The sequence below is a fragment of the Providencia sp. 2024EL-00732 genome (assembly GCF_044006275.1).
Classification (GTDB): Bacteria; Pseudomonadota; Gammaproteobacteria; order Enterobacterales; family Enterobacteriaceae; genus Providencia; species Providencia huashanensis.
In genome coordinates, this window is sequence record NZ_JBIPDG010000006.1 from 147337 (window position 1) to 169512 (window position 22176).

General features: G+C 39.7%; 19 protein-coding genes and 2 pseudogenes. 10 read left to right on the forward strand and 11 right to left on the reverse strand.

Going from position 1 to position 22176, the window contains the following annotated elements:
• Positions 1-7 precede the first annotated feature (7 nt).
• Entirely contained in the window at positions 8-685 is a 678-nt protein-coding gene (locus ACHB7C_RS11980; protein WP_395347436.1) for a hypothetical protein, read from the forward strand.
• Between the two features lie 626 nt (positions 686-1311).
• Here ACHB7C_RS11980 and ACHB7C_RS11985 read toward each other — a convergent pair.
• Positions 1312-1523: pseudogene (locus tag ACHB7C_RS11985) on the reverse strand (IS1-like element transposase); the annotation flags it as partial.
• Between the two features lie 274 nt (positions 1524-1797).
• Between ACHB7C_RS11985 and ACHB7C_RS11990 the strand changes: the two are divergent.
• Positions 1798-2796 carry an FUSC family protein gene (locus tag ACHB7C_RS11990; RefSeq protein WP_042844947.1) on the forward strand — a complete coding sequence of 333 codons (999 nt, stop codon included), beginning with the start codon at positions 1798-1800 and terminating at the stop codon, positions 2794-2796.
• A gap of 345 nt (positions 2797-3141) precedes the next feature.
• On the opposite strand, the gene ACHB7C_RS11995 is transcribed toward ACHB7C_RS11990, so the two are convergent.
• The 3 genes from ACHB7C_RS11995 to ACHB7C_RS12005 form a co-directional block, all read right to left on the reverse strand.
• Positions 3142-3300, reverse strand: a complete 159-nt coding sequence (locus tag ACHB7C_RS11995) for a hypothetical protein (RefSeq protein WP_158516029.1) — start codon at positions 3298-3300, stop codon at positions 3142-3144.
• A gap of 229 nt (positions 3301-3529) precedes the next feature.
• Entirely contained in the window at positions 3530-4624 is a 1095-nt protein-coding gene (locus ACHB7C_RS12000; RefSeq protein WP_197679462.1) for a Zn-dependent alcohol dehydrogenase, read from the reverse strand.
• A 92-nt stretch (positions 4625-4716) separates the two neighbouring features.
• Positions 4717-5217: a DUF4334 domain-containing protein gene (locus ACHB7C_RS12005; RefSeq protein ID WP_042844948.1), complete on the reverse strand. Its 501-nt coding sequence runs from the start codon at positions 5215-5217 to the stop codon at positions 4717-4719.
• 300 nt (positions 5218-5517) lie between these two features.
• Between ACHB7C_RS12005 and ACHB7C_RS12010 the strand changes: the two genes are divergently transcribed.
• Positions 5518-6393 carry a LysR family transcriptional regulator gene (locus ACHB7C_RS12010; protein WP_272572533.1) on the forward strand — a complete coding sequence of 292 codons (876 nt, stop codon included), beginning with the start codon at positions 5518-5520 and terminating at the stop codon, positions 6391-6393.
• 427 nt (positions 6394-6820) lie between these two features.
• Positions 6821-7015, forward strand: coding sequence for a hypothetical protein (locus ACHB7C_RS12015; protein WP_129466185.1), 195 nt, complete (start codon positions 6821-6823; stop codon positions 7013-7015).
• Positions 7016-7630: 615 nt separating this feature from the next.
• Here the strand turns inward: ACHB7C_RS12015 and ACHB7C_RS12020 are convergent.
• Complete coding sequence (locus ACHB7C_RS12020) at positions 7631-7993, reverse strand: hypothetical protein (RefSeq protein WP_042844954.1); 363 nt, start codon at positions 7991-7993, stop codon at positions 7631-7633.
• A 118-nt stretch (positions 7994-8111) separates the two neighbouring features.
• On the opposite strand from ACHB7C_RS12020, the pseudogene ACHB7C_RS12025 reads away from it, so the two are divergent.
• Positions 8112-9272 (forward strand): annotated as a pseudogene (locus ACHB7C_RS12025) (IS3 family transposase).
• Positions 9273-9394: 122 nt separating this feature from the next.
• On the opposite strand, the gene ACHB7C_RS12030 reads toward ACHB7C_RS12025, so the two are convergent.
• A complete protein-coding gene (locus tag ACHB7C_RS12030; RefSeq protein ID WP_198860806.1) occupies positions 9395-10963 on the reverse strand; it encodes a hypothetical protein in 1569 nt (522 codons plus the stop codon).
• A 339-nt stretch (positions 10964-11302) separates the two neighbouring features.
• Between ACHB7C_RS12030 and galE the strand changes: the two genes are divergently transcribed.
• Positions 11303-12343 (forward strand): UDP-glucose 4-epimerase GalE, encoded by a 1041-nt coding sequence (galE, locus tag ACHB7C_RS12035; protein ID WP_198860807.1) that lies wholly within the window; start codon positions 11303-11305, stop codon positions 12341-12343.
• 9 nt (positions 12344-12352) lie between these two features.
• The gene (locus ACHB7C_RS12040; RefSeq protein WP_198860808.1) at positions 12353-13402 is read left to right on the forward strand and encodes a UDP-glucose--hexose-1-phosphate uridylyltransferase; all 1050 of its coding nucleotides are present in this window, start codon (positions 12353-12355) and stop codon (positions 13400-13402) included.
• 39 nt (positions 13403-13441) lie between these two features.
• On the opposite strand, the gene ACHB7C_RS12045 is transcribed toward ACHB7C_RS12040, so the two are convergent.
• A complete protein-coding gene (locus ACHB7C_RS12045; RefSeq protein ID WP_198860809.1) occupies positions 13442-15622 on the reverse strand; it encodes an extracellular solute-binding protein in 2181 nt (726 codons plus the stop codon).
• A 295-nt stretch (positions 15623-15917) separates the two neighbouring features.
• On the opposite strand from ACHB7C_RS12045, the gene ACHB7C_RS12050 reads away from it, so the two are divergent.
• The 3 genes from ACHB7C_RS12050 to ACHB7C_RS12060 are packed head-to-tail and all read left to right on the forward strand — an operon-like array spanning position 15918 to position 18732.
• Positions 15918-16739: an MBL fold metallo-hydrolase gene (locus ACHB7C_RS12050; protein WP_198860810.1), complete on the forward strand. Its 822-nt coding sequence runs from the start codon at positions 15918-15920 to the stop codon at positions 16737-16739.
• A 10-nt stretch (positions 16740-16749) separates the two neighbouring features.
• On the forward strand, positions 16750-18000 hold the full coding sequence (locus tag ACHB7C_RS12055; RefSeq protein WP_198860811.1) for an MFS transporter: 1251 nt from the start codon (positions 16750-16752) through the stop codon (positions 17998-18000).
• Positions 18001-18021: 21 nt separating this feature from the next.
• Positions 18022-18732 (forward strand): MgtC/SapB family protein, encoded by a 711-nt coding sequence (locus tag ACHB7C_RS12060; RefSeq protein ID WP_198860812.1) that lies wholly within the window; start codon positions 18022-18024, stop codon positions 18730-18732.
• Between the two features lie 33 nt (positions 18733-18765).
• Here the strand turns inward: ACHB7C_RS12060 and ACHB7C_RS12065 are convergent, their stop codons facing one another.
• The 4 genes from ACHB7C_RS12065 to ACHB7C_RS12080 all read right to left on the reverse strand — a co-directional run bounded on the left by ACHB7C_RS12065 (position 18766) and on the right by ACHB7C_RS12080 (position 22104).
• On the reverse strand, positions 18766-20619 hold the full coding sequence (locus ACHB7C_RS12065; RefSeq protein ID WP_198860813.1) for a glycerophosphodiester phosphodiesterase family protein: 1854 nt from the start codon (positions 20617-20619) through the stop codon (positions 18766-18768).
• Positions 20620-20810: 191 nt separating this feature from the next.
• On the reverse strand, positions 20811-21221 hold the full coding sequence (locus ACHB7C_RS12070) for a lysozyme (protein WP_198860814.1): 411 nt from the start codon (positions 21219-21221) through the stop codon (positions 20811-20813).
• The gene (locus tag ACHB7C_RS12075; RefSeq protein WP_198860815.1) at positions 21221-21490 is read right to left on the reverse strand and encodes an HP1 family phage holin; all 270 of its coding nucleotides are present in this window, start codon (positions 21488-21490) and stop codon (positions 21221-21223) included. The genes ACHB7C_RS12070 and ACHB7C_RS12075 overlap by 1 nt, the downstream gene beginning before the upstream one ends.
• Before the next feature lie 107 nt (positions 21491-21597).
• Positions 21598-22104 (reverse strand): hypothetical protein, encoded by a 507-nt coding sequence (locus tag ACHB7C_RS12080; RefSeq protein WP_198860816.1) that lies wholly within the window; start codon positions 22102-22104, stop codon positions 21598-21600.
• Positions 22105-22176 lie beyond the last annotated feature (72 nt).

Sequence of the window (22176 nt, forward strand, 5' to 3'; positions counted from 1 at the left end):
CTAAATGATGAATTTAAATATTGAAGTAGATATTAAATTAAATGACAATGTAACGAATAGTACTATTATTGAAATATTTCAATTTATGCTTCAATTCTCAAAGAAAATAGCACATGCCGATCCTGAAGTTTGGTATTTTTGTGGGGATTCACAAGAAGAGGCGATGAATTACAAAGCATTTGAAAATGGGGTACCAACTGATTATTTTAAGAATGAATATGATTTCAATAATATGGAAGCTATTTGGGCTGGGGATGATAACGCATTAGTTATAGTTAATAATGGAATTAGCTCTGTTTATAAACTAGATTTTGACTTAAGGAGAATTGTTAATTTTAATTTTGATATGTTGATCAATTTTATATCTGAAAGTGCGATTAAATTTGATTTAATAGATATTAGAATAGATACAAATAATTATTCATATAATCAAAATAACGTATTCCCAGACAGACTCCCCGTTGGTTGGATGCTTTACCTAAATAAAAAAATCACGCAAGAACAATTACCTATGGCGGCTGAACTTATTGATATTGAAAATGAAAAAAATAACGGTACTTTGATCATCAGTACCGACCATGTGTTTGATGGTTCAGATAAAGAGGATATCAAAAAAGCCAATGAGATAGAGATTCAATTAACAGCATTAGGGTTATTGCCTTTAGTCAAGGAAATTTATAGCTAATACTGCAAAGCGAAATAGAGTAGTTCTATAAACACTGAATCTACAAAATTCTCGTTAATCTCTTACTCTATGTTAAGATGGCAAGCGAAATTTTGAGCCTGCCATCAAAAAAAAGTAAAATAAACTTTAGGCCCAACAATAGGCCCAAATTAAAAGTTGAATTGGATTTTATTGATTTAAAATCAATGCACTACAGTCTTAATTCAGACTCCGCCAGCCGTTAGGCATAGAAGATTTCAAAAAATCTCAATGACCTCTCAATGATGGCGGGAATCTATTTCGCACACTATCAGCGATACCGGATCTTTATACGGGAATACTTCTACTATTTAAATACATAATCATCATATCCGTATATTCATAAAAAGATGCTTGTCAATTAATATACTCACCTCCACATAAAATATTACCTCACCCTAACGGGCGAGGCGGGTTATTTAGAAACCCGACGGAAAATTCAAACAACAATTTGAAAAATTTAAAATTGTTGTTAACACGGGTACGATTTTAAAATTACAAAAAAGTTGTAATGATTTAGAGCATCTACACCCTAAAAACGGTCATGCATTCAATATGTAGACCATCATAATAGATCGTGTTCGCGTTCAATAAATATGCTGGGGAGTTCTGGCAGTATCACAAATACCTGCATTATTCACCGTGAGGTCAATAATTTTATCCTTTTTCCCAGATTGGCAAGCCCGATATTCATAATCTACTTGGAATCTTTGGCGCAGGCTTGGCAGCGATAGCATTGATGCTCAACAATTCGCTATCCATGTTTTTTAACTAGATGCGTTGATTGGCAAAATGCGCATTTTACATCGACTTTGAGCATAAATATCTCTATCTTACAGACTGTTCACCGAATTGAATACGAGCTCCAAAAATACATCTCTCATAAAATACCAGTAATTCAATTATTCTCATTGAAACTGAAGAGTGAAAACTATAGTGTATGAAAAAAGTATTTACGCTATTTATTGGAAATAATAGAAAATATAGTACTATACCTTTTAACAGGCTCTTTTCATGTGTTTTTTGATTTAGTCATAATTTGAACATCGAGCAAACTGAGCCCTTACTTTTTCATTTAGTAACTAGGTAAATCTATGATTAATTTTTTAGAGAGCTTTTATTTCACATTATGCCTCGTAGTAAGTTTTATTATTACTTATTACATTGCTGGCATTGATGCAACACTATGGAGTTCACTCTCAACCCTGCATGGCTACACGATATTTAATAAAGCTAGCCAATATAAAAATATCACCTATTCACTACTGTGTTCTTTTTTTGTCTTTATAGGCTCTGCCTTAGGCTATTTTTTGGGTTTCGGCAGCCTATTTTTGGTAATTCTCTTCATAGCACCTTTTATTTACTACCAGTTTTACAATATAGACTCCTCACTGGATATGTCATTTAAATACTTCATGATTTTTTATATCATAGGGGCGACACTCAACAAATCGAGCTTTGATGGCCTAGTAATAGGCTTGCTGATAGGAACAATCATAACTCTTGTATTTTGCTACACCATCAGTAACCGTAAAAAAATTACGATGTTTCAAATAAAAAAGTATATATCACTAAAAAAAGACAAATTATCATATAGCCTTATTTTTCAATCACTAATCTATTCTTTTGGGTTGCTTTTATGTGTTTTGACCTCTAGAGCAATTAATATTGACCATTTCTTCTGGGCACCACTGACATATATATTTGTGTTAAATCCTAAATTAACTAACATCATTAAGTTAACTAGAGATCGAGTTATTGGCACATTACTTGTTGTTTTTATTTTATATTTTACGTTTAATTTTACTGCCTTTATGCCGTATGTTGGCTTTGCTTTGATATATCTATTTGCTTTTCTAATCCCGATAAGTAACAGCAAAAAAAACAACGTTTTTGGCACATTTTGCCTTACAGGACTTGTTTTATCCTTAATAGAAATGTCAATTTACTTTAACCATATCGATTACCATCTTTTACTTGAAAGAATAATGGAAACATTGATTGGTGGTATATTTGCGATTATATGTAGCTATTTCCTTAAACTAGCAACACAAAAACAATCCGTTAGCCATATACGAAAAATACATAAATGAATATCTAAAAATGACTAAATTAAAATTACTCAATTTAAATTTAGAATTAAATTGCTATTATTAATAACTATGCCAAATTAAAACCCATTATTATAGATGCAAAGGCAATTGTTCAAGAATACTATAAAATAACAAATAAGTGCCTCGGTATAACGAGGTAATTTTAGAATTTAAAACAAAAATTCTTAGATTAGAGGAAGGTGACGCTCGTTAAACTAGATAGCAGGCAAGACGGTATAAATAGACATAAAAATAACCTATCGGTGCGTTGGGATTTACTTTAACGTTTTCGATAGTTGTTGAACCATCAGTCTTGGTAACCGTGGTGTACAGCACATATCAGATCTACAGACGTCGCCTTTTCTCCGGGCCAACACAACCAGTTGGCTTTGTCACTATCATCGTTGTCACTATCACATTATCATCGGATGATTGAGCTTGTGCTGATAGTGTACCTATGCCCAAAGCCAATGAAATCCCTATCGCGAAGTGGTGATTATTCATGAAGGGCACCTTAATATTTCATGCAGTAAGATAATACCTTACTGCATGATTTTATGTGATTTTAAGTTTTTCAGAGTGTTTTAAAGGTCTTATAAACACAGGCTAGAAGCCGTGATTTACATTGCCCTTACAAGCCCCCTAAAATAACAATCTCATTCTCATTGCCAATAAAGGTACAGGATGTATCCGTTTGACTGAAATCTATGATGCGGCTTCCTTATGAGTTGGGTCAGAAGCGGGTGATTACACTTCGTGCAATGCCGCCATTTTTAAGCTCCTGATAAGCTTCGTTAATTTCATCGATATCGATCTGTTTGGAAATGAGGTCATCCAAGTTAAAACGTCCTTGTAAATAAAGATTGGCATACATAGGAATATCATGCTTAATATTCGAAGACCCCATGTAAACCCCTTTAATAGTTGCCTGATTAAGCAACACGTCCTCCAAGGCATCAACACTAATGGGGTTATCTGGCTTCGGCATACCAATCACATAGGTAGTACCTCCCTTTCTTAACATCTTGACAGACTGCTCAATGGTAGATTTTGCACCTACCACCTCGAAAGCATGTAAAACTCCGCCATTCGTCATGGTACGAACCGTTTCAACATGATCACCATCTCCCGCCAATACGAAATCAGTCGCACCAAACCGACGAGCGAGTTCCTCTTTAGCCGGTTGAGTATCAATGGCAATAATACGTGTAGCTCCAGCAAGCCGTGCGCCAGAGATGACGTTAAGACCCACGCCACCAACACCAATCACAGCGACCGTATCTCCTGGTCTGATCGCAGCGGTGTTAATCGCAGCTCCGGCTCCTGTTACGCAACCGCAGCCTAGAACAGAAGCTTGAGGAAAAGGTAACTCTTTGGGAACCTTGGCCAGCTGATTCTCATGTACCAAAGTGAATTCTGCAAAAGCAGCAGTACCAAACATCGGTAAGACTGGCTCACCATTAAGGGTTAGACGCTGTCCCTCCCCTGCACCTCGCATAGTTTCCTCAGGATGTTCGCATTGGTAAGTTCGTCCGTCCAAGCAGGCTTCGCAATGGCCGCAATATTGAACCAGAGAACCAACCACATGGTCACCAATAGCGAACTCTCTGACCTCAGGGCCTATCTCTTTGACAATTCCAGCTAGTTCATGCCCTAGTACGGCTGGCAGCGGAAAGCCGTAGTTATTCTCTGCAATATGTAAGTCCGTATGGCAAAGGCCAGATGCTTTGACCTCCACCAGAACCTCGCGCCCTTTCGGGTGGTCAATCTCAATATTCTCAATCGAAAAGAGCCCGTTAGGCGTATTGAGTACAGCGGCTTTCATCATGGATTCTCCTATCCAAATTTCAAATCACTCAACACTGCTTTTGAGCTTGTTCGCGGCGAGCAATAGCCGCGTTTGCCCACATAAACAGTTTTTCACTCTTCCACGTATTCGACTGGGAAACTATCTACCTTTTCAAGATAGAAAAAGTAGTACTTGCCGTTATCAACAATATCAGGGGAGCCCTCCAACGATTTACCATCCATGACGCCGAGCAGTGTGTTTTCATCAACTTTACGTAAATGATCGAAGATAGGTACACCATCGTAGATCATAGTAGTCGAGACTTTTCCACGGAATTCTACATCCCAAAGCGAGGCTTCACCCTTCATTGCCTGACTTGAAAATAGGCGATTTTGGTCGTCATAACAGATAAGTGGCACTGCATCCATCTTGCTACGATACCATTTTCCGTACCATTTCCTTTCTATCAGAGCACGATTGCACCAGTGCCCTGTATTGAAATCACCGCCTTTCCAGCGCCCCAGAACTTCATCTGTAGAAACGGGTGAAAGCGAATCAAAGAATTCAAACAGAATTTCGTCATTGAGGCGTTCCGTATTCTTAAGTTGGTCGAACCTCTGTTTCGTGTCCATGCATTCCTCCAAATTTGTTTATTTCACACTAATGCTAACAATTGTGGCCGTACGCCAAACCAATTTACCAGTAGTGGATTAGTACAGATTTCGATGGAAGTATCCCTCTATCAAGAAGCCATGTCTAAGACGAATTTTCTCGTAATTAAGTCAAATTTCGTATAAATAACAATATACATGCTAACAGTATAGCGGTTAAGATTTGGTTATAATTCCAATAGGATTTAGTTAAAATGCGACGGTCATTAAACATTACGCTACAACATGCAGATCTCTGCGATATAAATGAGGAATTGCTCAATGAAGCTTGATCCGCGCCTTGTGGTGCAGTTTGCGATAATCGCTGAGGAAGGTTCATTCACTCGAGCAGCTGAGCGTTTACATGTAGCTCAACCGTGGCTGTCTGCCCGATTGAAAAAGTTTGAGGAGCAGTTAGGGTTTCCCCTATTTACTCGGAACACTCGTAATATTGCCTTAACCAAACAGGGCTACGAGCTACTTCAAGCAGCACGCGGCGTACACGCATCAATGATGCTGACCGAAGCTCTTGCGTCCCAATTGCAACACCGAGATGAGCGTCACCTTAGGCTTGGTTCTCCTCCTTACGGCAACCATATTGTTCGCAGACAAGAACTGGTCGACCAATTTGCGTTAATTTATCCCGATATCAGTGTTGAACTCGATATTGGCTGGAGCTCAGGGCTGATTGATCGGGTTCTGAAGGGGGGTTTAGACCTTGCTTTTGTGTTGGGTGAAGTACACCATTCTGAAATTGAGACAATGTTACTCTGTGAGCTCAAGCTTGAACTACTGATGTCTGCCAATCATCCCCTCGCGAAGGTCAATAATCTGAAGCCTGCGGATCTTAAGGGCCAGACTATCGCAGTGTTTACACGGGCACTCCATCCTGAACTGTTTGATTCTATTTTCACTGGATTAAAAGCCGCAGGTGCCACGCTCGTTCAGTTTATCGAGTTCAATCAAGCACTCTTAGATCGTACTCACTCAGCGGAACCTACTATGGTGGCCAGCTTTGGACTGAGATATGACTACCTAAATGCTGCTAATATTATCGGAAAGACTCTCGATGAGAGTAACTCGATTCCTTTTTCCCTAATACGAAAGATTGGTCATGCGTCTGAGGAAAGTCAGCTTTTTTGGGATCTTTCACTTTAAGTCTGCAAAATCTAAAGGACAATCACAGTTTAATTTAGAAGAGCCTCAAAGTTTTACATAGTATTTATTTCTATTCTGGATCAGTTGAGTACTGTGTGATTAATGAAGGGCAGCCGAATAGTAGTACTAAACTAGCTTGGCTGCTGGATTTCAACATTTCAGTTCCCATCTCTATGCAATTGGCTGATCAGCCTGAGAGGCAGGTCAAACAAGAACATGTTAATGTTATACGTTAATAACGAACAGGCTTACTGGCATCTTATAAGTAAGATAGGAAATGTTGACATTCAAAATAATTTAAACCGACTTGCTTAAATATTAAATCTTACGAGTTATATTATTACCATCAATTTTCTGCATTTTTTCTTATCGCATATAAAACCTAAATACCTTAGACTTAATCATATTAAATTTAAGGGGACTCAAAGTGGCATTCACTATTACTTATCTTTTGTTTTTTGCTTTTTTATTACTCGTTCTTGCTTATTGGAGTTTTTCAGCGCTACTCCCTAAATCGCCGCCAATCAGCCTTAGCTGCCTTTTTGCTAGGACAATCATTGGTGCTGTTTTGGGAATAGCTGCTTTATATGTAATTATTGTTGTTGCCTCAATCTCTATTTAACCGATTATAATAAGGTTACTTTACCGAAAGCGTCGTTATTTCCAACAGCGCAGAATAGGAAAAAACAGGGTCTATAGGCATAAAGATAATAAATGTTAACCAACCTATGTTTACCATATCATAAGCAAAATTAATATACATAATATCTCCTTGTATTTGGTAACGGTATTTCACTGTATTAAAGTAATTAAAACAATAAGACAAACACTGAATTAATCATTTATATCTCGATTAATAGTCAATAATACGTAAAATTAAGGAGTGGGAAGTAGAAAATAATATTAACGACTGGATGCACTATGATGAAAAAAATTAATATTATATAAAGATGAAATATTCAGGCTATTTTAAAATATCGCACAATATTCTCTAATAGAAGAAAGTATACTAAATTTTATACGTTTTTAATCATTGATTCCTTACATGTGATAGAGCATCCCATATTAATATTTGTTCAGAATACAATTACGACAGTTTTAAGTTCATAGTTGATACAAATGTATTTGTATCTAAAATTAACAGTGAATGATTAGAATTATTTAGTCAACTAATTGATTTATATAAACAGCAATCAAAAAGTGGCACTGACTGCGCCACTTTAGCTTCAATAATTACTTATGAGATACGATACCACCCCATTAACATAATATAGGCGTTGGTTACTGCCAAAGCCGTTCCTGAACCAAGGTTTTCTGTATTTCCTGAATAGGTATGAGTGTGGGCTCCATTATTAGATGTAGCTCCAGACCATGTCTTTGAAGCATCAAAGGAGTAGTAACACCCACCATTCGATGTTTCTGTGTGTGAGGTGACATTTCTCGTCGTCATCCTTGTAAAAGCTCCTGCCGCATGTCCTGATGTAGTTGTATTTTTCCATGCCTCACCATTATTCGCAAATTCCCCAGTGATATTCATCGTTCCACGATTATGAGTATGACCACCATTTGAACTCGTTGTGCCAGAGAATTTCAAGGGCACCGCTGGAAGATTTCCTTTACCAATGGTTACAGAATCCGAACCACCACTACTTGTAATGGTCTAATAAAACTGTAGAGATTTATAGCTTATAATTAAGCAAAATCTTATAGGTATAAATATGACCCGAAAAGTAAAAGTGACCTTTAGCGCAAAGCAAAAACTGGAATATGCAAAACTCATGGTTGAAGGCGGATATAGCAATATTCAAGTTGAAAAAATATCGGGGGCGGGCAAATCTGCTGTATCACGATGGAAGCAACAATATCTTGCTGAGTTAAAGGGGAATACGCCTGTAAAATCAAAAGCGTTAACCCCCGAACAACAGCGCATACAAGAATTAGAAGCTCAACTTAAGCGTGCGCAGAGGAATAATGACATATTAAAAAAAGCCGCAGCTTACTTCATCCTCGACAATCAAAACTCAACATCGTGAAGCAAATGAAAACCCTGTACCCCAATTTTACGGTCACTGAGCTATGCCATCTTTTTGAAGTAAGCAGCAGTAGTTTTTATTATGAACCCAAAATACCCACAGTTGAAAATGAAAACCTGTATGGCGAAATCAAGCGTATTTTTACTGCATCGGGTCAAACGTATGGCAAAAGACGTATTCAAGCTGAGTTAAAGGGATTAGGGCACCAAATTGGCACACATAAAATAGCGAACATCATGAAATTAAATCAATTAGTTGCCATAAGACCCACGAAAAAGCATTATTATCCTTCATCGGGTAACGAACATCGATATGCGCCTAATTTGCTTAAACGCCAATTTTCGCCTGAACAGCATAATCACTATTATGTCGGGGGATATCACGTATATTCGACATCATCATGGGTGGAGCTATTTAGCCTGTGTGTTGGATTTAGCGACCAAAGAGATTATTGGTTATGCCTTATCAACAAAACCGGATTCGAAATTAGCGAAAGAAGCCTTAGATAATGCCATTGAACGACAATTACCGGATACGACAAGTTTGATGTTCCATTCAGATCAAGGTTGCCAATATTCATCGGAGGAGTTTAGGGCGCACCTCATGGAACGGAAAATAACTCAGAGCATGAGTCGGCGAGGTAATTGCCTGGATAACGCGGTGATGGAAAGATTTTTTAGGAGTTTAAAGACTGAAAGACTCAACCCTTTATCGTTTATAAATCATCAGGCTGTAGTCTGTGAAGTTGAAGATTACATTCAGTTTTACAATTATTCTCGGCGACATTCAACGATCGGCTATTTAACACCGCATCAAAAATATCATGAACTTAGAAATGCCGCTTAGATCTTCTACAGTATTTGTTGACCATTACAACTATGGGTGAGTGGATCGTACCGTAGGTTTAACCGCTGACGAAAAAAACGGCATGGATTTTAGCCATGCCATTAAGTGGTTATTAGAGAATATTATCTATTAGAAATACCTAGCCAGGCAGGAGAAGCACTGGGTTTACGGTTCTTATTAGTTGGTTCGGAGCACCAGACGTTATTGTCATTACACGAAGATGCACGCCTACGTCCTCCGTAGCGTGTGAAACTATCATCCTTTATAGCTATTGCAGCGTAAGGGCCCCCGGAAAACTCAATGGCATTGTCAACATCTAGTGCTTGAAAAAGCCCGTACAACTCCCGACGGTCTAGACCTTCATCAAATTCCCCACCTTGATAGATAAAAATGACGTTTTCATTTTCATTGAAACTCATAGCTACTCGTCCTAATCCTTCCTCAGCATAAGTAGGGCTGATTGAAGGGTCGTACATCCTGTCATTAAGGCCTACACCGGAAACAGCGATATACTTGAACCCATCTCTATTTAGCTCCTCCATTTGTTTCCTTACGTTTGTGGCTTCCAATGAATCGGCATGAATAAGCATGCGATGCGAATAAATATCATCAAGCCAAAGCATTGTATCCAGCGGGATTGATTTGTTGTTATTCGGGTTAATGAAGTAAGGTAGGCCTGCCAAATATTTATCTGGGGCATTGTGGGTACCTTTAGTCGGCCCTTTAGTAACATTATCGTAATACATGCCTACAGGTGATGAACAACCGTTCATTTTCCAGTCTGTATGCGCCTCTTGTCTTCGAACATCAAAAAAGTTTGCATTGAGAGCTACTAAAGGTTGGTCCAGCTTATTCCAGGCTTCATGTGGGGTGTAAATTTCTGCATCTTGATGTTCTCCGGATACCGTTGCATAAACATTGTATTCACACCGTTCCGCTTCACCTTCGTGAGTATCACCAAGCAAATGAGGGTAAACATACCGAACATTGCCAACCAGCTTTGGAATGATGAGAAGACTACCTGAAAGAGCCACTGTGTAGCTTTGAGAACCAAGCTTAATAGGAACTTCGAAATGATTCTTGAGCGATTTATCGAGGCCAAAAACATATTGGCCTGGTTTTTTCTCTGTTAAAACATCCGATACAGCAGAATTAATTCGATTAATTTGAGAATGAGCATTGCCATCAACCCAAGATGTTCCATGACGGCTATCTGGTCCGTGTATTCTAAATGACCATTCTACTGTTCCATTGTTTATATACTGTATAGAAATGCCGTCCACATCAATTGCATATTCACCAGAGCGTACAACAGGGAATTCGAAACGAGTTTGGAATTTTTTAATAACACCAAAGGTCTCATCAGACATTTGCTTGGAAACCTTACCAGAAATCAAGTGCTTAATGGATATATATACTCGAATTCTTGTTTCATTATACTTCGGCCCTGTATAACTCATGTCATGTAAATATACATCGATAAGAAGAGGTCGGTCGCCATTCCTTACCGATACATCGCTTTTGGCTTTGAACTGATAAATAGGGGGCATACCAAGAGAGATGGGTTGCAATCCCCACGCCTCCCATGCCTTTGTTGAAGGGGCTTCATTTGCCTGAACATTAAAACTGGATAGAAGGAACAATAACACCATATAAAACAATGGAATGAACCGCGATGGCTTGAACATCATTTTGTACCTCTTAAAGGTTAATCTTCTAAAGAAGGCCGAGTCCATTCGTTTATACCAGTGATTATTTGATTATATATTATTAAATTTGAAACAAAATCAAACACATCCATTCACTCTATTACAGTGTAGAACGAACCACAAGGATAGCAACCCTTCGCATGTACTGTTACGTACCAAGCATTTTACTAGGTTAACTTCATGATTTACTTATTTATTTTTGGAATGATTATTTTTACCAAGTAATTTATTGTGATCGCCATTTCAAATTTTATTTTAATTTATGAAATTGATACGTTCCAATTATATGATGTATGTAAACTATTTATATCGAGGTTAAGAATGAAAGGGAACGACGTTTTAGTTACTGGCGGGCTGGGTTATATCGGGAGTCATACATGCGTTCAAATGATACAGGCAGGTTTCACGCCTGTTATTTTAGATAACTTAATAAACTCCAATCTAGAAGTATTAAATAGAATTGAAAAAATAACTGGCGTTCGCCCTGTGTTTTTTGAAGGTGATGTTCGGGATTCCGGTATCTTGGGTTGTATTTTTAAAGCACATAATATCCAGTCAGTGGTTCATTTCGCAGGGCTAAAGGCTGTTGGTGAATCCGTTGAACAGCCCCTCAAATACTATGATATGAATGTCAATGGTAGTCTCGTCTTATTTCGGGTGATGAAGCAGCACGCTATTAAAAGTATTATTTTTAGCTCATCTGCAACGGTGTATGGTGAGCCAAAAAACGTTCCTATTGATGAGACCTTTACTACAGGTGCAACTGCTAGCCCTTATGGCACCAGTAAATATATGGTTGAGCGAATACTTGAGGACATGCATATTTCAGACCCAGAGTGCTCTGCAACCCTGCTGCGCTATTTTAACCCTGTTGGGGCCCATCCATCTGGCGAAATGGGGGAAGATCCATTAGGCATTCCAAATAATCTAACCCCCTACATTACTCAAGTCGCCGTGGGGAAACGGCCTTTTCTTTCAATTTTTGGTAACGATTACCCCACAATTGATGGCACAGGTGTTCGAGATTATATCCACGTTATGGATTTGGCTGATGGGCATGTTGCGGCCTTGGGAGCAGTGAGTCAGCAGCCCGGACTCCATATTTTTAATTTAGGAACAGGTAAAGGCACCAGTGTATTAGAAATGCTTCATGCATTTGAGGTTGCATGTGGAAAAAGTATTGCTCACGAATTTAAAGCTCGTCGCGAAGGGGATATTGCAGAGTATTGGTCAACCCCCGAAAAAGCTCGACGTGAACTTAATTGGGAGGTAACACGAAGTATTCAGGATATGGCTGATGATGCATGGCGTTGGCAATGTAATAACCCTGAAGGCTACAACAGTTCAAACAATAACAAATGAGGACCCAACATGAACTTACCCATATTTGACCCTACAGAAGTCCCCCACCGCCGGTATAATCCGTTAACTGATCAGTGGGTGCTAGTTTCACCACACCGTGCTAAGCGACCGTGGAATGGAATGGATGAACCCCCTGAACTGTTAAAACTCCCTGAGTATGATGAAACGTGTTTTTTATGCCCTACGAATAAAAGGATCTCTGGTGAGATAAATCCAGACTACAAAGGAACCTTTGTTTTTCAAAATGATTTTTCAGCCCTTACCCCACAAGGCTCTACTCAGCCGGAGAATATCACTAGCCTGATCCGCACACAAGCAGTTCGAGGCCTTAGTCGAGTGATATGTTTTTCCCCAGATCACAGTAAGACTTTGCCAGAACTGAGCGTTCCGCAGATCAAAGACGTCGTGACAACCTGGAGTGAACAGTTGTCTGAACTTGGGGAAAATTACATATGGGTTCAAGCGTTCGAAAATAAAGGTGAAATGATGGGATGCTCACAACCTCATCCTCATGGACAAATTTGGGCCAGCGACTTTCTGCCAAATGAAATAAAGCGAAAAGATGACAACCTGCGGCGGTACTACACAGAAAATGGAAGTAGCTTACTTTTAGACTATGCTACATTTGAAATGCGTGATGGAAGCCGGACAGTGGTAGACACGGATCATTGGATTGCGGTCGTGCCCTATTGGGCTGCATGGCCATTTGAAACAATATTGATGCCTAAAACTGTGGTTCATCGTATGGATGAATTAACGGAAGAGATGAAGGATGATTTAGCCCTTGCGTTGAAAAAACTCACTTCACGTTATGACAATCTTTTCAAAACATCTTTTCCTTACTCAATGGGGTGGCACTTTGCACCTTTCTTCAAAGATAATCAGAATATTGAGCATTGGCAATTGCACGCTCAATTCTATCCACCATTATTACGTTCATCTTCAGTGCGTAAATTCATGGTGGGATATGAAATGTTGGCTGAAACACAACGTGATTTAACGCCGGAACAAGCAGCACAGAAATTAAGCGCTGTTAGCGATATACATTATAAAATCTGAAAAAGACCACGGCCCCTAAGAGGCTGTGGCCTGTATTTTTCAAAGATTTTTCAATCCCAGATTTATTTTTTGAATAGTTTCTTGGATGGTCATTAACCCATCCAAAGCATCGATGACACCACGGCCAATGATATTTTCAGCTTGACGAAGATTAAATGCTTCGCCATTAGGCATGGTAGATTCACGGACTCCAGTCTCTATCTCATTGTAAGAAAGCGACAACCAAGGATAACGCTGTCTGACCTCTTGCATGTATATATAATTTCGCTGAATGGTATTGCCACCAAGCATCAATATGTGATCCTGGATGACATCTGAGTAAAGCCATCGATAAAAGAGCTCAACTAATTCTGTCTTTTTACTATAGCGTGACATTCCTAAAACCCCTCCGCCAATTTGAGGCTTTCCTCCCGGCACGGGTGCGTATCCAATGTTATTGGACATGGGGCTATGAGCGACATCATTAAATAAATTCATATACGCGATGTTCATCGCGAGATCTCCTGACTCAAACCGCTTTATCGATTCCCCCCACCACTCACTGTTAATCCTGTCGGTATAGGATAGTTGATTCATGTAGTCAGTAAGCACTTTCTCAGCGATTAACGGGCTTAAGCTGGGTTCTGTGCCGGAGCCAAACAAGCACCCACCTGCGGCATAATAGCGTAACAGGTACTCCGATGAAATTATCCCAGCACTGCCTGTGGTAGAAGATGAACCATACGGTTTATTTTCATTACCAGCTTCGCGATGTGTATAGAAAAAACGACTTATCCTGTCGTACTCCTCAAAAGTAGAAGGTACTTTCAGCTCTTTACCCGTCGATTCGAAGTACATGCGCTTCGTTATTGGGTCTTCGAAAAGATCCTTACGGTAAAACATAAGCTGCACACTTGCGTCGAACGGCATCGCATAAGCCATATCATTGACTAGACAAAAACGGCTTTGTTTTTGCTCCGTGTATTTTGATTGCAAGTCTGTTAATCCACCACCAACGGAATTAAGCGGCACGAGGGTCTTTTTTGCAAACCAAGGAAAAAAAGCGACATCGATACGTAATAAATCGTAAAAAGGGTGTTCTTCTATCGTGTTAAGGATATTGAATATTTCGCCAAAAGGACGAACAGAGATATTAACGTGAACCCCCGTTTGAGCGAAAAAGTGGGGAAGCAGTTTTTGTAGAGCGTCGGTTGAAGGGCTTGGTATCGTAAGCAAATTAAGTGTATCGACTCGAGTACGTTCGCCATCTCTGGCCTCACTGGTATAAACGCGGGCAAAAGGGCTGGAGATTTGCTGCTCCTGCTCAAACTTTGTTCCTTCATTTTTAAATAAGCGCGCAGCCACATCTAAACCGAGTTGAGCGTAATTCATCGGAATGCAATACACCCCGCTAACCATTGGTGGTGTGCTACCTGTTAATGAATAAATACGTGGAACCTGCTTCGCGCTTCCGAAAAAACTCGCCTGTGTTATATATCGAGTTCTTTCGAGATCTTGCGTAATGATTGCATCAAATTTTTGATTATTTGCAAAAAAATCAAAAGCCGTATTGTAAGACTCAAGGTCACTCGAATAACACACGACCACTTCAATATTCGGTACGTCTTTTTGTAAGGACAGTCGGACTTCTCGAACAAATTCCTCACTATTCAAATAATATGAAGATTCGGCAAAAATTCCAATTCTTTCACATGCATCTTTTGCTATTTGATTTGCAATGGCTTGCGCTGCATCGGCATAGTCAAGGCTGAAATACACTTTAGCATTCTGGGGTTTTCGGTATACAAAGGCGACATTTTCAGGAGGAATTTGAAGTGTATCAAAATACACACTAGCATCATTAAGACAGCTAACCGTGATAACGCTTTGGTAACCGCCAGAGGCTATTTTTTGTAGTATTTTCAATTCCTTGGATTGTAGGTCATCAGTCAAGAATACATCAAATGGCAAATCTGAGCTGTCTTCAATCGTCTGGCGAATAGCGTTGAACAGTATGGTGTACTTTTCCGATATCAGGTGAGGAAGCACGATTGCAATCTTGATATTTGTGTTTGCTCTGAGTAATTGCGCTTGAGTATTAACGTTATAGCCCAGCGCCTTGGCGGCATTTAACACGGCTTCCATTTTCTCCACGCTAACGTTGCCGCGTCCATTTAACACATTCGAGACTGTGCCGTGCGAAACACCAGCAATTCTACAAATATCCCTCATTGTTGCCATTGATTATCCCCTCCAAATCGACTGCCAATAATAATACCTTAATTTTAAAGCCAAATGAAATTGATTCGTATCATCACTTAACTCTGATTATATGGATTGGCATTTAACAAGTTTACTTTCCTGCATCGAGTAGAGCATACGTCAATATATTGAAAATCAGGTATTAATAGGTTTTATTTTGAACAAGATCACTTAATTCACTATAAAAGCTTTGTAATTATTTTAAAAAATATATATTGATACGTGTCAATATATAAAATACATATGAATAATTACAAATAAAAAGGAATTCACTATGAAGATCCATTTTTTAGGCACTGCTGCTTCCGAAGGTATCCCTAATCCATTTTGCCGATGTGAACATTGTTTGGAAGCTCGTCGATTAGGCGGAAAGGATATCCGCACGCAATCTTCCGCTATTATTGATGATGTTATGTTAGTGGATATGTCTCCTACGTTTAGTCATCAATTATTGCGGGATGGTCGTGATGCGACTGATATTGAAACCCTACTTTTCACACATACTCACCCTGACCATTTTAATGTGGGGGATTTATATAGCCGCATGGAAGGTTATGGTTACGAAATATGCCACCCCCTCCATATTTTTGGTAATGACAGAGCGATTAACGGGTCAGTCAGTGTTTTACCCGGCTACAGTAAAGAACGTTTCGGTTTCCATTGTATGGTTCCCTATGAAACAGTTGAGCATAAAGGCTATAAAATCACACCACTACTGGCTAATCACGCTAAGTGGGAATATTGCTTTGTTTATCATGTCGAGAAAGATGGACAAGCTATCTTTTATGGGCATGACTCAGGTTGGTTCCCAGAGCTCACTTGGAATTGGCTCATTAATAAGCCGCTGGATATTGTTGTTTTAGAATGCACCTATGGTTTGAATGGAGATGATCGTACTGATAACCACATGAGTTTAGAAACTGTTTTCGCCGCCAAACAAAAACTGGAAGCTCAAGGCTGTATACACCCGAAAACAAAGATATTGGTTTCTCATATCTCACATAGCGCGCGTTTATTACATAAACATCTGGAAAGTATTTGCGCTGAACACAACATTCTAGTTGCTTCTGACGGCCTCACGGTTGAAGCAAACTAAGGAGAACACTATGAACGTGAATATCACCTCCAGGCTTTTGATTATGATGTTTGTCCAATATTTTATGCAAGGCGCATGGAATATGACGATGGGGCTTGTCTTGAGTTCTTATGGAATGGCTAACATCATTGGTAATGCTTACGCTCTGCTGGGGCTGGCTACGATCATGTCGCCACTTTTCATCGGAATGGTGGCAGACAGATTCTTTTCATCGCAAAAAGTCATGGCTGTACTTCACATTATCAACGCTGGTGTGTTGTTAATGGTTCCTCAATTTGTGGAAACGCAGAATGTTGGAATGACGTTGTTCCTGATTTTCATTGTCGGCTTATTGTTTTACCCTACTACAGCACTCTCAAACAGCATCACTTTCTCGCACATTAACGGCGTGAAAATGTTCCCAGTCATTCGAGTGTTTGGTAATTTCGGTTTCATGGTCGTCGGATTTATCATGGGGGAAATGGGCTTATCTGGCAGCACCATGACTTGGTATATTGCTGCCGGTGCTGGTGTCGTTTTGGCGCTATACTGTTTAACCTTGCCAGATACCCCTCCTAAAGCAAAAGACCAGCCATTTAAACCTAGAGATATCCTATGTCTTGACGCGCTCTCTTTGTTCAAAGACCGTTATTTCGCGATACTTATGTTGAGCATCTTCGTACTGATGATCCCGAAAACAGCCTACTCTGCTTATATTCCTGTATTTATTAAGGCGCTTGGATTTGATAACGCAGCGTCTATGATGCAAATCGGGGTGGCTTGTGAAATTGTCTTTATGTTTTTGCTGTCATTCGTGCTGTTAAAATTCGGATTTAAAATTACATTAGCATTAGGTATAGGCTCTTGGATTATCCGAACCGTTCTTTTCTCTTATGCCGCAATGGATACTGGCACAATGTTCATCATTATTGGCCTGTTACTGCAAGGCTTGTGTTGGGACTTTTTCTTCACCGCTGGCGATATCTATGTTGATAAAAAAGCCCGTCCAGAAATCCGTGCTCAAGCTCAAGGGATCCGCTTTATCGTTTCTAATGGTGCAGGCTTATTATTTGCCTCAACCGTTTGTGGCTATATCTTCAACAATACAGTCACAGAGACGGGTGCCGCATCACTCCCTCAATGGGTTAATTATTGGCATTATCCGACCGTAGTTGCAGCCGTTGTGATGGTCTTCTTCCTTATCTTCTTTAAAGATGATGTTTCGAAAAAGAAAGCCATACAGCAAAGCGATAATAAAGCAGATGCAGTCATAGAAAAATAAATGGAGTAAGGAGAGAGGTAAATGGAAAGCTTAACCTATATCTACGAGCAGTTAAGCAACTTCCCTCCAACGTTAATCAAGTTGACGGTCGCTTTTGTCCTAGGCGGCCTCCTTGGTTTAGAACGGGAAGCAAAAGGAAAACCTGTCGGTTTCACTACATGCGTTATCATTGCAGTTGCCAGCTGCCTGTTAACGATAGTCTCAATACAATCAGCGGAATATTACGCGGGGATATCCGACAATATACGTAGTGACCCAATGAGGCTCGCGGCACAGATTATTAGTGGGATTGGTTTTTTGGGTGCTGGGGTCATCATGCACCGTAGCGATGATGCTATCTCGGGCTTAACGACCGCAGCAATAGTGTGGGCTTCAGCGGGGATTGGTATTGCGTCTGGAAATGGTTTTTACATCCATGCCTTTGTGGTGACAGGCTTATTTTTCATTGCAATATGGATTAGCCCGCAAGTCCTGCTTTACCAAGCAAAGAGCAAACGTTTAGGAAAATTGAATGTCCGCATGTTGTTTAATGATGAAGCAGGCTTATCATCAACGATAGATTATTTAACAAGCAACAATAGCATCATAGATAGCCTGAATATACGCGATCTTAAAAAAGAAAAGGTAGAGGTTAATTTAAAGTTAAATGTCAGACAGAAAATGACGCTACCTGAGTTCTACTGCACGTTAAAACAACTCCCTCATGTTCATGCAGTTACATTGGAACATTAAAAAAGGCCGGATATCCGGCCTCAAAATAGTAATCTAATAATCTCCGTTAAAGAATCCCCATTTCGCCCAGTCATCAACATCATTGAGCGGAGCCTTAAGCAACGTACCATAGTACTTAAAGTCCCACACAGCCTCGTTTCTAGAGGTAATCATCATAGGCCCCCACGGATCATAGTAATTCAAAAGAGGTAAAAGCCGGTTGAAGTCTAAAATAAACAGGCTTTTTTCATTTGAGGAAGAACAGTCTTGCATCCATAGGTACAAGTCATCATCATTTAGAATATTAGAAAGGCAGTAACTAAAGTCATGATTAAATATCTGGATTGCATCACCTAGAACATCGTGATGACTGTGCTTTTTGACTATCTTTGTATGGAGTAATTTTTTATAGGTACTGTCCTTATCATTAGAAAAGTCACAGTGATAAGTCCAGGCGTAATGATCACTTCTAGGATTATCCCAAAGGCACACCACCCCTCCCCATCCCCAAGCGGCATCTCCCATCCACGGTTTTATATTGATATTGTTGACTTCGGGAAAATCCACTAATTTTAGTTGTCGAGACAAAACAGAGTTCATCTCTAGAGTGGGTTTAACCGTCACCGGGATCGCGATAGTATCAAGTTCTCTGTTCATTCGGAAGAATGTATCAACACTGTCGGGATCGTCAACTGTGATGACGTTAGCGCCAATGCTTCTAGCCCAGGTAAGATTCATTCGCATGTCTTCCTTTTCATTAGGACCAAGCCTTTCTTCCATCGTGTAGCAACAGTAACCTGTATTATAGAAATAAGCTTCTTCAATATCGATTTGACGATTTTTGTCAAGGTTTTTAACTGTTACACCTTGAGACACTAAGTCACTACGCCACTGAATGTAATCTGGATTTGGAACAAATATGCCCAATGCTTTCTTCTTTGCCTTGATGATGGTAATCATACGAGCCATTGTTCCATCAAATGTATTATCCGCATTCAGTGTTGTAGGTTTTTCATAAATCCCCTGAGCTGATTTTTCTTTTATGGTTGCAATAAAGTCCTGAGAGTTTTTTATTACCACCTCAACGTTAGGAACCAATTTGGCAGGTTGTCTAGCCCAGGAAGCCACTGCGCGGCTAGTGTTATCTTTGTATGTTTCTCCAGGTGGATTGGGGATGTTCATTTTGTTGATTTTTTCAGCCCCCCAAGGACTAATGTAGGGGTTTGCCATGACAGCTGAATTGGCACCTTCCTTGGCCAGTAACTCTACCCATTTCTCATACGTTGGGACATGCTCCATTCCAAACTTGACGATGAATCGTTTAAGAACATCTGGGTGATTTTGGGCTTGGTCTGAAATTGCTTTAGCGACTTTCCCGATTGCTTTTTCTTCTTTAACGTCGAAATAAAACAACGCTTGACCGCTATTAGCGAGGTAATCAGAGATAACCTCCTCTACAGTAGGGACACTTTGATTAGTTACATCCCAGTTAACTGTCCTCATCTTTTTTGCTTGTATTTCAGCTTGTGTCAGACTGGATATTGAAGGGTTTGGTCCCGTATTTCTGTCAGGGTTATATTTCTGTTCAAGTACGCGACCTATATTGGCATCATGGAACACCATAAGCGCTCCGTCTTTTGATAAACGTATATCCGTCTCTATTGCGTGCCTGCACTTTTTGTATGAACCTCGGAACGCGATCAGGCTATTTTCTGGTACACTCCCACTCATATCTCCCCGGTGGTCTACTGTCACGACCGTGTCATCTTTCCCGATAAACTCTAGCCGATCGTATTGTTCTTGACCTGTTGGACACGCTGCGTTTCCGGAAATAGGTATCAGAGCTGATACGATCGTGGCTAGTATGATTAATTTGGTTTTGTAGAGTCTATTGGATTGCGGATTCATTTTAGGCCTCAATTTTAAGTTGTTAAATTGTCAAATAATTGAGAAATATCGATAGGTTCCCAAACAGGTAGTTTCTTGTACATTCAGTACAGCATGGAAAAGGCGAACATGCCGCCATATAGGCAGCAATAAAGGGGGAAAATTTCAGTTGGATGATCTACATCACATAGTGTGGAGGAATCACTGTCTGACTAACTATAGCTATCTTTGATTCCAAAGGCATATACCCTTTGAGCACCGTATTGGTCACCTGCGTTAAGCTTTTTCAACATGGTCGACTTAGCAAATGCGCCAGTGCCAACATTAAAAGCAAATGAATAAAGCGCGGCTTTTGTATGCTCATCAACAGGGACTTTAACTAGGCGGTCTACCTGTAATTTGGTTCTCATAAAATCCAGCTCTAACAGCTCATTGCATTCTTCTTTGGTATAAGTTTTATTGGGAACAATATCTTTCCCTGTGTGCCCATAGCAGACCGTCAGTACACCAATAACATCCTCGTAGGGCTCATATCTAACCCCCTCATAATGCGCAATCACGGCTAAACCGATAGCCGAAGCCCCTGCACCAACAAGCACAGTGAGTTTTTGTTTGAGTGACATTAGATATTCTTAGGCGCTTTCGCCATAAGTTCGGCAGCTTTTCGTGCAGTGGCTGAGGGGTTTTGTGGGTCAGTTTTATTAACGAGTTCTTCAAATAAACGTGTTCGCTTTCGCTGCTCTCGTCGATTCATAAAAAAGGTAATAAGACCAAGAATAATGCTAAACGCCATCCCGATAATAAAGCCCCACTCATAAAGTGATAGACTTGCAAAGAATGCTGTAAGCCCAGCACTGCCGTAGGCTGCGTTGCTGTATTTATCCATACGCATGATTTCACCCCCTACGGAGTGCCTGAGGTTGAGTTAATAAAAAAGACCACCTAAGTGACCTTGAAGAATTTAATAGAAAAGCAGCACACAATATACTAATTAAAATATTAGTTATACTCTGTCTCAATAATACCCGTTAAATTAAAGTCATAACTACCACCATTACCTTGTGTTTCTGCTAGCCTTATTAAACTAACTTCAACTGGGATTTCTGATGCTCCTGCTTTAGACTTAAACTCTAGTTTTTCATTGGGATTTAATATTTGACCATTTATTTTAGTTTTAACCCCAATATGGCTCGCTGTCGTTTGATATGCTGCACTAGAAAGTTTATGGGCAGCATCAGAAAAATAAACTTTAACATTAACATCCTGCATACATTGATAACTTACTCTGACAAACTCGGCTTGCGTTTCGTATCCAATATTTACATATGTTGGAATGGTATCAAAAGCCAAATTAAAGCTCGACTCGCTTGTCAAATTACACGGAGGAACAACCTCTTCAAAAGAACCGTGAATGTGAAATTGTAACGGTGGATTTGCAGCAAAGCTTGAAAATGAGCAAGAAAAGATAGTGATAGCCATTATTTTTTTAAATTTGAAAATACTCACAATAAAAACATCCTTTTTTTAAATAAACAAGAAAGGAAATTATTACATTTAAAAAAATTAAAAGGCATGAAT